Source organism: Chromobacterium sphagni, assembly GCF_001855555.1.
GTDB lineage: Bacteria > Pseudomonadota > Gammaproteobacteria > Burkholderiales > Chromobacteriaceae > Chromobacterium > Chromobacterium sphagni.
Genome location: NZ_MKCT01000100.1, coordinates 1 through 2,943 on the forward strand (window position 1 = coordinate 1; position 2,943 = coordinate 2,943).

The window sequence follows — 2,943 nt, forward strand, 5'->3', positions numbered from 1 at the left end:
CGCCATCTCCGGCAAGGCTGCGGATGCGCGTGACAACCCAATTCTAAATCCGAAACCCGCCTATCGCCCCCCGGCAAACACCGATTGCAGAAAGCTGGCGACAAGCGCCGGAGACTGTTCCCGCCCATCCGGATCTCCGCCTATGGTGACGCCCTTGCTCAGGCAGTGCCGCGCCTCCAACTGCGCAGCACTGCCGAACAAGACTCGACTGTCATTGACCATGGCGAAACGGCCGGAATCAAGGTCATACCAGCCATGGCACAACCTCGCGCTGGTCGCTTGCGCAACAAGATGCGGGGATGCAAACCGATCAAAGCCATGATAGGCGCCGGGAAACACTTTCACCGCCAGCTGGGCGCCCTTCGCTTTCAATTCGTCGGCATAGGCCATGCAAGATGCCGCCGGAGTGTAATCGTCCTTGCCGCCAAGCAGCAGCAAGACCGGCGAACCATCCAGACGGTTCGAAACATAGTGAATGCCGCAACTGGGATAGAACGCAATATGCGCAGCAAAGCGAAGACCGTCTTGAATGACCGCTTTTCGGAATGGCTCAAGCGAGGAATAGAGAGCGGCAATTCCCCCGCGCGAGAAACCCATCACGGCGATTCGCTTTGAGTCGATAGCGGGATGCGTCGCCAACAGCCGCAAGGCGGAAAACGCGTCGGCGATATCGGCCGCCATCGATAACTGCGTCTGGTCGCTCTCGGTTTGCACGATCTGCCGCCCGGAGAAACTGTCGACGACAAAGCTGGCAAAACCCAGCGCGTTCATCCGTTGAGCCCACATCCACTCGCCCGGATTGACGCCGCTGCTTCCATGCAGAATCACGACGGCAGGAAACGGGCCTTTCGCCTGATCCGGCAGCGACAGCATACCTGTCACCACCGCCCTACCCATCGGTTGGCGCCTAACGTAAGCCATAATCTGCCGCGGCGTGACAGACTCGAACGCCAGCGCCCCAACGCGTCCATCCATCAAGTTCGCAACCGGAGCGAAAGCGGCATTGATGCCCGAGGCGCAAGCATCGCTGCCGACGAGGAAACAAGCGATCAGCCCCACGACAAAACCTTGACGCATAATCGACAACATGGATTTCACCCCCCCCTGGTTTCGAAATTCCGCGCGCGAGAACCCATTCCGCACTTCCTCAATCCTCTCGCCACGCGACGCGAGCCCCACGACAAACCATCCATTGCAATCCCGCTCAGCATCGCGGAACCATATTGCAACTTTCCGTCGCCATTGACGAATGGCGCCCAGCAGGCGCGAACTCAGCGCTTAAACGGCGCGCAGGACTCCCGCAATCGTCAAATCAAGAAACGGAGCCCCAGGCCGCACAAGCGGAGCGCTCCGTGGTATCCTGCCCGCCCGGCACCCGCTACTTCGCACATTCAGCATGGCCAAACTGTTTTTTCGATACGCCGCGATGAACAGCGGCAAGAGCACCCAGCTGCTGCAAATCGCCAACAACTACGAAACGATGGGCAAGCAGGTGGCGCTGTACACCAGCGCCATGGACGACCGTTACGGCGTGGGCCAGATCACCTCGCGCCTCAACATCCAGCGCGAAGCGCATACCTTCAACGCCGAGCTGAACTTCCTCGCCATCGACTTCAGCGGCATCGACTGCATCCTGGTGGACGAAGCCCAGTTCATGAGCCCGGAACAGGTGCGCCAGCTGCACGAATTGGCCCACACCCGCAATGTGCCGGTGATCTGCTTCGGCCTGCGCACCGACTTCCAGGGCCACCCCTTCCCGGGCTCGGCCTGGCTGCTGTCGCTGGCGGAAGATGTGGAAGAGATCAAGACCATCTGCCAGTGCGGCCGCAAGGCCACCATGCACATCCGCATAGACGCAAAGGGCCGCCGAGTGAAGGAAGGCCCGCAGGTGGAGATAGGCGGCGAAGCGCGCTACCGCGCCGTCTGCGGCAACTGCTTCTACAACGAACGCTGAGGTTCCAGGCAGGCTTAGGCCAGTTTGTCCTTATTGCAACGGCACATAGGCCCGCAACCTGTGCCCATCCGGGTCCTGCGCCACGAAGGTCCGGCCAAAATCCATCTCCACCGGCGGCTGCAGCAGCGGCAGGCCCAGCGCCTGCCAGCGGCGGTGGCACTCGTCCAGCGTGGCCGAATCCGGCAAAGCGAATACCAGCTCGCCTGCTCCTCCCGGCGCCATGGCCGCCGGCTCCACCGCATCGCGCGACCACAGTCCCAGCCGCAAGCCTCCGCCCATGCCGAACATGGCGAATGCAGGGGAGGATTCCAACGGCTGCAAATCCAGTAACCGCGAATAGAACTCCGCGCTGCGCGCCGGATTGTCCACATACAGAATGACAAAGTTGGGATGGAGCATGACGATTCTCCATGAAAGATGGCGGGCACCACGCCCTGCCATGCCTTCATCCTAGCCGCCGACACTGTCAGTTTTCGTCAGCATCGACACCGGCCCGACGGGCAGGAAGGCAAAATGCGGCAGCCGCGCCCGATGGTTCACACCGCGTGGAAGCCGCTGCCCGGCGCCGCCATCTCCAAACGGCTGGCGCGCGAAGGCGCAGCGGTTGCCCTCACCTACGTCTCCACCGCGGCCAAGGCCGCAGCGATGGCAGGGGAAATCGTCGCAGCGGGCGGCAAGGCCACCTCCATCCAGGCGGACAGCGCCGACGCCGACGCGCTGCGCCGCGCCGTGCGCCAGGCGGCGGACCGCTTCGGCAAACTGGACATTCTGGTCAACAACGCCGGCGCGCTGGCATGGGGAGCCATCGAGGAGCCGCCGCTGGCGGACCTGGATCATACCCTGGCGGTAAACGTGCGCAGCGTGTTCATCGCCAGCCAGGAAGCGGCGCGCCACATGAACGACGGTGGCCGCATCATCAATATCGGCAGCACCAACGCCGACCGCATGCCGGACGAATTCTTCGGCGATTCCGAGGTCTACTTCCTGAG

At 62.5% G+C, this 2,943-nt stretch carries 4 protein-coding genes; 2 read left to right on the forward strand and 2 right to left on the reverse strand.

Going from position 1 to position 2,943, the window contains the following annotated elements:
- Positions 1–60: 60 nt before the first annotated feature.
- Positions 61–1,089 carry a dienelactone hydrolase family protein gene (locus BI344_RS22410; RefSeq protein WP_071116724.1) on the reverse strand — a complete coding sequence of 343 codons (1,029 nt, stop codon included), beginning with the start codon at positions 1,087–1,089 and terminating at the stop codon, positions 61–63.
- Positions 1,090–1,396: 307 nt separating this feature from the next.
- Between BI344_RS22410 and BI344_RS22415 the strand changes: the two genes are divergently transcribed.
- Positions 1,397–1,954 (forward strand): thymidine kinase, encoded by a 558-nt coding sequence (locus BI344_RS22415; protein ID WP_071114996.1) that lies wholly within the window; start codon positions 1,397–1,399, stop codon positions 1,952–1,954.
- A gap of 30 nt (positions 1,955–1,984) precedes the next feature.
- Here BI344_RS22415 and BI344_RS22420 read toward each other — a convergent pair whose 3' ends face one another.
- Complete coding sequence (locus BI344_RS22420) at positions 1,985–2,353, reverse strand: VOC family protein (RefSeq protein ID WP_071114997.1); 369 nt, start codon at positions 2,351–2,353, stop codon at positions 1,985–1,987.
- A gap of 114 nt (positions 2,354–2,467) precedes the next feature.
- Here BI344_RS22420 and BI344_RS22425 point away from each other — a divergent pair.
- Positions 2,468–2,943, forward strand: a 476-nt coding sequence (locus BI344_RS22425; protein WP_139167125.1) for an SDR family NAD(P)-dependent oxidoreductase, incomplete at its 3' end; no start/stop codon positions are given.

Bases quoted from the DNA above. Each gene is read 5' to 3' on its own strand.
- BI344_RS22410 (WP_071116724.1), bottom strand. From the start codon at position 1,089: ATGTTGTCGATTATGCGTCAAGGTTTTGTCGTGGGGCTGATCGCTTGT.
- BI344_RS22420 (WP_071114997.1), bottom strand. From the start codon at position 2,353: ATGCTCCATCCCAACTTTGTCATTCTGTATGTGGACAATCCGGCGCGC.
- BI344_RS22415 (WP_071114996.1), top strand. From the start codon at position 1,397: ATGGCCAAACTGTTTTTTCGATACGCCGCGATGAACAGCGGCAAGAGC.